Source organism: Okeania sp. SIO2F4 (genome assembly GCF_010672385.1).
Classification (GTDB): Bacteria; Cyanobacteriota; Cyanobacteriia; order Cyanobacteriales; family Microcoleaceae; genus Trichodesmium.
In genome coordinates this window covers 1-7,315 of sequence record NZ_JAAHGT010000477.1, presented here as the reverse complement: position 1 = coordinate 7,315, position 7,315 = coordinate 1, and the positions used below count along the sequence as shown (strand labels likewise).

Below are 7,315 nucleotides of genomic sequence, written 5' to 3'. Positions count from 1 at the left end.
ATGATTATATAGCGCTTTTAAGCACCTTATCACCCTACATCGCAATAGACTCAGAACAACGTCAGACTTTATTTGCCAATTTGAGGACAAGTTTGGACAATGATTATGGAGATACTATTAACCTTTCTTACTTATCTGTGCTTCAGGTTGCTCAGAAAGCCTAATTTATTTATAGCATTGAGCTATCAGCTATCAGCTCAAGTCAAAACTATTGGTTGTAAAGGATTTCAATTGTATTAATGTTCTAATACCAATTTGATAAGTGTTTGTTACAAATGGTAGAAGTAATACCAATTTCAGAAAATATTGCTACAGTCATGAAACAGGGAATAGGTAACAGGGAACATGGAAAGAAAATAATAATAAAAAAAGAGGAAAAAATGTTTAATTTTGACAATTTATGGAATTTATAATTTTTTATTGTAGGAATAAATCACATACTTAAGATGTAACTTCCTTTTTTGAATTTGGTATAAGAAATAAGGAAGAAGCAAGAAGGGAAAAGGGGTAAATATTTAAAAAAAGGGAAAAACTATTGCTAAATCTTTCTAGCTCTCCCCATATCCCCACACTCCCCACCCTTCCCACACTCTTATTATCTAATTACACCAATGCTACCGGATTTGATATGACTTGCGCGTAGCGCTATATCAAGCAACCACAAAATTAACTAACTTTCCAGGAACTACAATCACTTTCTTAATTTCCTTACCTGCCAAATTACGCTGCGCTACTTCTGAGTCCCGTGCCAACTTTTCTAAAGTTTCCTTATCTGCTTTTGCCGGCACCTGAATAGTTCCCCTAGTCTTACCCTTAATCTGAATTACCAACGTAATCTCATCTACCACTAAAGCTTCCGGATCAAACTTCGGCCAACCATGAGTATGCACCGAAGCAACATTACCAGCAATTTGCCACAACTCCTCAGTCAGATGTGGTGCAAAGGGTGCCAATAACAACAGCAAAGTTTCCAAACCTTCCCCATAAATAGGAGAATCTTTACAACTAGCATCACTTAAAGCATTACTCAATTTCATCATTTCAGAAACAGCAGTATTAAATTGATAATCTCCATCTAAATCTTCTGTTACTTCCTTGATAGCAGTATGCACAGCACGTCGAACATCTTTCTCTGCTTTAGTTAGTTCTCTAGCAAACTTACCTTCTATCCAACTCAAACCCTTCTGCAAATCATCCTTAGTCTCTTGTTGAGTTTCCGAATGATTCAACTTAGCTTCTATTGCCACCTTGACATCAGTAGCAGCATAAACTTTCACCACATTTCTCAGTTTAAATGCAGAAAGATTTTTCGTTATTTCAGTAATCAAATATCGAGACCAATCTAAATCTTTCAAGTCTGCTTGAGTAATACCATTAGTTTTTGCTTTCAACTCACTAAAACTATTATTTGCAGAAAATTCCGTTACCAAAGACCACACTCGGTTAAGGAAACGAAACTGTCCTTGTACATCAGCATCATCCCACTCCAAATCTTTTTCCGGTGGCGCTTTAAACAAAATAAACATCCGCGCTGTATCCGCACCATATTTTGCCATTACTTCCAAAGGATCGACACCGTTATATTTAGATTTAGACATCTTCTCAAAGAAGACTTCTAATTTATCCCCAGTATTCGGGTCTTTCGGTTCTTCCGGGTTAACATCTGCAAACGGAATATATTTGTTAGTCACCGGATTTTTGTAAGTAATACCTTGCACCATTCCCTGAGTTAACAAACGCTCGAAAGGTTCATCAAAATTGCACAAACCTCTGTCGCGCAAAACCTTAGTAAAAAATCTGGAATACAACAAATGCAAAATCGCGTGTTCGATACCACCCACATATTGATCTACAGGCAACCAGTCATTTACAACTTCAGAGTCAAACACCTGCTGTTCATTTGTCGCATCTGGATAACGCAAATAATACCAGGACGAATCAATAAAAGTATCCATCGTGTCAGTTTCCCGTTTTGCGGTCGTACCACAACTAGGACAAGGAACATTCACCCAATCATCCAATTTTGCCAAGGGTGACGGACCGCGACCAGAAAATTCCACATCTTCCGGCAACTTCACAGGCAAATCTTCATCTGGTACAGGTACAGCACCACAGTTCGGACAATGAATAATAGGTATTGGTGCGCCCCAGTAACGTTGTCTAGAAATCAACCAATCCCGCAAACGATATTGTATGCGACCTTCTCCATAACCTTCGTCTTCAGCAAGTTCAATAATTGCTTTTTTAGCAAAGGTAGATTTTTCCCCGTTAAACGGACCGGAGTTAACCATAATACCAACATCAGTATAAGCTTCTGACATCTGATCGTCATCATTATCTGAATCATCTGCCACAATAACAGGTTTAATAGGTAAATTATATTGTTTGGCAAACTGGAAATCACGGACATCGTGAGCGGGTACTCCCATAACCGCACCTGTACCATATTCATAGAGTACATAGTCGGCGATCCAGATGGGAACTTCCTGATTATTAAATGGGTTAATAGCTTTGCCACCAGTAGGAACGCCACGTTTTGGTTTGTCTTCAGCGGTACGTTCTAATTCACTTTCGGCAGCCACTTCTTGAATGAAAGTTTCGACAGTGACTTGTTGTTCTGGGGTTGTCACCTCCGCTGTCAAAGGATGTTCGGGAGCTAAGACAACGTAACTTACGCCATAGACAGTATCGGGTCTGGTGGTGAAGACTCCGATTTTTTTATCCATCCCCACTATGGGAAATTCCAAATAAGCTCCGACAGATTTTCCTATCCAGTTCGCCTGCATCAATTTAACTCGTTCCGGCCAACCAGGCAATTTATCCAAGTCGTTGAGGAGTTGTTCCGCATAGTCAGTAATTTTGAAGAACCACTGACGCAACAATTTACGTTCCACTTTTGCGCCGGAACGCCAGGAACGACCTTCGCCATCTACCTGTTCGTTGGCCAGTACGGTTTGGTCGATGGGGTCCCAGTTAACAGCAGATTCTTTTTGATATGCCAGACCAGCTTGGAAAAATTGCAGGAATATCCATTGAGTCCAACGATAGTATTCGGGAGTACAGGTAGCGACTTCTTTTTCCCAGTCGATGGAAAAACCCAAACGTCTTAGTTGTTCTTTCATTTGGGCAATATTTTGCAGAGTCCATTTGGCGGGTGGGATACCCCGGTCAATAGCTGCATTTTCTGCAGGGAGTCCAAAGGCGTCCCAACCCATGGGGTGCAGGACACGATAACCTTGCATCCGTTTGAGTCGGGCAATGACGTCGGTAATGGTGTAGTTACGAACATGACCCATGTGTAAGTTACCGGATGGGTAAGGGAACATGGATAGAGCGTAGAATTTAGGTTGGTTGTTGTTTGTGGGGGTTTGATATTGGTTTTGTTCAGCCCAGGTTTTTTGCCACTTTTGTTCAATGGATACAGGGTTATATTTGGAATCCACCGTATTTTTCTCCGTAATTATCTTCAGTAATCTAGTTTTCTTGATTATTTTGACATAATTCCTCGACTATGAGGATTGATGGTTACATTATGCTACTGAATGTAATATATAAAGTTCGGAACAGCGATAAATTTTGTTAGTTGTGGAAAGATTATTGGTTAGTTCTAAACTGCATAAGTTCAGGAGAAATAGAACTATTAGTAGTCGGAGCGATCGCCTTTCTTTCTGTGACTCTTTGTATGTAAGATTAAAATTTCTGAAAATAATAGGTCATTTCAGTTATCAGTTATCAGTTATCAGTTATCAGTTATAAGTTATCAGTGAACCTCCGACTTAAAGTCGGAGGCTTGAAATACTGAGTTAAATATTTCTCTTGGTCGATTGGAGGCAAGCGAGGAAACCTCGCCATCCCATCCTAACGGACTGCTCCGCTTTCCGACCGCTTTTTCATCCCCTTAAAAGGGGAGGCGCATACCCTCATTTTTTGGTAAATACAAAAATAAGTATTAGCAAAAATCTCTGATAATTTAACTGCTTAGTGTTCCCAAAAAATCTACTAAAAACCCATGAATAATTACCCCAACTTTTCTTCTCATAACTATCAAATAATTAGAGAACTTGGTCACAATAATATTGGTGGGCGAGTCACTTATTTAGCGCAAAATATCAAGACTCAAAAAAAGGTAGTTATCAAACAATTTCAATTTGCAAAACTAGGAGCAAGTTGGGCAGAATATGATGCCTACTCTCAAGAAATTGCAGTCTTAAAAAGTCTCAATCATCCAGGAATTCCTAAATATTTAGATTCTTTTCAAACTACTGATGGTTTCTGCATGATTCAAGAATATATTGCAGCCGAATCTGCCGTAATTTATCGTCAGTGGCAACCTCAAGAAATTAAACAGATTGCTATTTCAATTTTGGAAATTTTAGTCTATTTACAAAGTAAACGAAAACCTGTTATTCATCGAGATATTAAACCAGAAAATATTTTAATTGATGAGGAGTTAAAAGTTTATTTAGTAGACTTTGGTTTTGCCAGAATGGGAGGAGGAGAAATAGCAGCAAGTAGTGTTGTTAAAGGTACGATGGGATTTATGTCTCCCGAACAAATATTTAATCGTCAATTAACAAGAAGTTCAGATTTATATAGTCTCGGTGCGACATTAATTTGTTTATTAACTGGAATAAAATCTGGAGATATTGGCAATTTGATTGATGCTGATTATCGGATAATTTTTCGTCATTTAGTACCACCATTAGAAAGGGGTTGGATTAATTGGTTGGAAAAGATAACAGAACCAAAATATACAGATAGATATAAAAATGCTAAGAAGGCTTTAGCTGCTCTTCGAGTTTTAGATGTCAATCGTTTACCGAAACTTAGAATTAGTCGAAAAAATCTAGAATTTGCTAGTAATAAATGGGGAGAAAAATTAACAGGTATTATACAGATTAGTAATCCAATTCCAGAAACAATTTTATGTGGTAGATGGGAAGTTGCTCCCCATGTTAATGACCCTCCTCATACTCCTTATGACCATAGTTGGATTTCATTTTCACCTCATAAGTTTGCAGGTAATAATGTCAAGTGTAAAATTATAGTAGATACCAGTAAGTTAGTAGAAAATACAATTCATAAAAGGGAGATAATTTTACATAATAATTCAGAATTAGAAAGTCTGAAGATAAATATTCAGGTGAAAACTGCTAGTGTTACTAAATTAGAAGCTAGCTCCGTTTTGATGTTCTTTTTTTGTCGCTTTCTCCTGGCAGTGGTTATATTTTACTGGTTTAGTTTATTGCAATTCCATCCTCTATCTATTGTGTTGGCAGCAATATCTATATTAGTATATGCTTTGAATTCCATAAACAACAACACTCTTAAAGAAATGGGTATTTGCTTTATAATACCCATAATAACTATTGTAAGTCTTATACTGATTCTAAGTATTCCAGGAGCTTTAATTCGGGTATTAGTTTTAGTCACACACATGTCATTAATATTATCAATGTCGGATGGTTTAGCTTCCCTGCATTTGTTTATTTTGGCAAAAACAATAATACCTAAAAACAAGATAAGTCACTTGTTCTCCGAAAGACAAGAAAGACTCATAACTCTTTTACAAATAGGACTAAACTTCAGCTTAATTATAACTTTTAAGATTTTTTCTGAAGTCATTCCTCAACTACACTGCTTTACTTTAGGAGAAATTTTAGACTCAGCAATAGTAGCGATCGCCTTGATGTCTTTGACTCTAATACCTCTAATTTATTTAATACTCAAACCTATGAAAATAATCGCTAAATACAGAAAATCTGAGCCAAATTTAATTAAAGCATAATCAAAATATAGCATTCTGGAATCTGATGCAAGAATTTAATTGCTTCCTATTCTCTGTTCCTTAAAAATCTACTAATTCCCATGAATAATTACCCCAATTTTTATAATTACGGCTATCAAATAATCAAAGAACTCGGACACAACCGTGCAGGTGGAAGAGTTACCTATCTTGCCACAGAAATTAACACTCAAAAAACAGTAGTAGTCAAACAATTTCAATTGACGAAACTAGGCGCTACTTGGGCCGAATATGATGGCGACGAACAAAAAATTAAAGTATTGAAAACTCTCCATTATCCAGCAATTCCTAAATACAGAAATTTTAGACTCAGCAATAGTAGCGATCGCCTCTCTTGCTGCTACTCTAATACCCCTAATTTACTTATTATTCAAACCTACCAAAATATTTTATCAATACAGAAAATCTGAGCCAAACTTAATTAAAGTATAAGTAGATAGGTGTAAATAAACCTCACTATGTAATGAAATTTTAGAGTAGTCGAAATCTTTGAGATTGCTTCCTTCCGCTCCGCTCCAGTCGCTGCGGACGTACTTGTAAATTTTTTCACTCTAATTACTATGAATAATTATCCCAATTTTTCCAATTACGGCTATCAAATAATCAAAGAACTCGGACACAACCGTGCAGGTGGAAGAGTAACCTATCTTGCCACAGAAATTAACACTCAAAAAACAGTAGTAGTTAAACAATTTCAATTTGCTACAACTGGAGCGCATTGGTCAGAATATCAAGCTTATGAAAGAGAAGTTCAAGTATTAAAAACTCTAGACCATCCCAACATTCCTCACTACTTAGATTCTTTCCAAACACCATCAGGTTTTTGCATGGTACAAGAATATAAAAACGCTACTTCTTTAGCAAACTTAGCAACCTCTCAAAAATGGCAACCCCAACAAATAAAACAAATAGCAATTTCAGTTCTAGAAATTATTAAATACCTCCAAAACAGAATTCCACCAGTGATTCATAGAGACTTAAAACTAGAAAATATTCTAATAGATGAACAGATGAACATTAGCCTAGTAGACTTTGGTTTTGCCAGGATAGGAGGAGGAGAAGTTGCTGTTAGTAGCGTAGTCAAAGGTACATTAGGATTTATGCCTCCAGAACAAATATTTAATCGGGAATTAACAACAGCATCAGACTTATATAGTCTCGGTGCAACATTAATTTGTTTATTAACAAATACCCCCGCAACAGAAGTAGGAAGTCTCATGGATGACATGGGAAAAATTAATTTTCAGCACCAAGTAAAGCACCTAAGTCAAGACTTTATTATCTGGCTAGAAAAAATGGTACAACCTAATTATAAAGATAGATATTCATCAGCAGAATTAGCCCTTGATGCTTTAATTCCCTTAAAAGTATTAGCCCCTTCTCAAACACGAAAGTTTACTCAAATAATATTGACGAGCATTCTTGGGTTTCTGGTAATTGGGAGTGCTGGTTTTAGTATTTTCAGATTTTATAATAATCAACTAAATAAACCCCTTGACTATATAAAAA

Annotated in this window: 5 protein-coding genes; 4 read left to right on the top strand and 1 reads right to left on the bottom strand. The window is 36.7% G+C overall.

Annotated features, from left to right (window positions below; genetic code table 11):
• Positions 1-650 precede the first annotated feature (650 nt).
• A complete protein-coding gene (gene leuS, locus F6K22_RS25215; protein WP_293104301.1) occupies positions 651-3,443 on the bottom strand; it encodes a leucine--tRNA ligase in 2,793 nt (930 codons plus the stop codon).
• Between the two features lie 133 nt (positions 3,444-3,576).
• Between leuS and F6K22_RS25210 the strand changes: the two genes are divergently transcribed.
• The 4 genes from F6K22_RS25210 to F6K22_RS25195 all read left to right on the top strand — a co-directional run.
• Entirely contained in the window at positions 3,577-3,756 is a 180-nt protein-coding gene (locus tag F6K22_RS25210; RefSeq protein WP_293104298.1) for a hypothetical protein, read from the top strand.
• A gap of 253 nt (positions 3,757-4,009) precedes the next feature.
• Positions 4,010-5,788 (top strand): serine/threonine protein kinase, encoded by a 1,779-nt coding sequence (locus F6K22_RS25205; protein WP_293104295.1) that lies wholly within the window; start codon positions 4,010-4,012, stop codon positions 5,786-5,788.
• 80 nt (positions 5,789-5,868) lie between these two features.
• A complete protein-coding gene (locus F6K22_RS25200; protein ID WP_293104292.1) occupies positions 5,869-6,216 on the top strand; it encodes a hypothetical protein in 348 nt (115 codons plus the stop codon).
• A gap of 150 nt (positions 6,217-6,366) precedes the next feature.
• Positions 6,367-7,315, top strand: a 949-nt coding sequence (locus F6K22_RS25195; protein WP_293104289.1) for a serine/threonine protein kinase, incomplete at its 3' end; no start/stop codon positions are given.

Excerpts from the sequence above, each read along its gene's own strand:
- F6K22_RS25205 (WP_293104295.1), top strand. The coding sequence starts at position 4,010 with ATGAATAATTACCCCAACTTTTCTTCTCATAACTATCAAATAATTAGA.
- F6K22_RS25200 (WP_293104292.1), top strand. The coding sequence starts at position 5,869 with ATGAATAATTACCCCAATTTTTATAATTACGGCTATCAAATAATCAAA.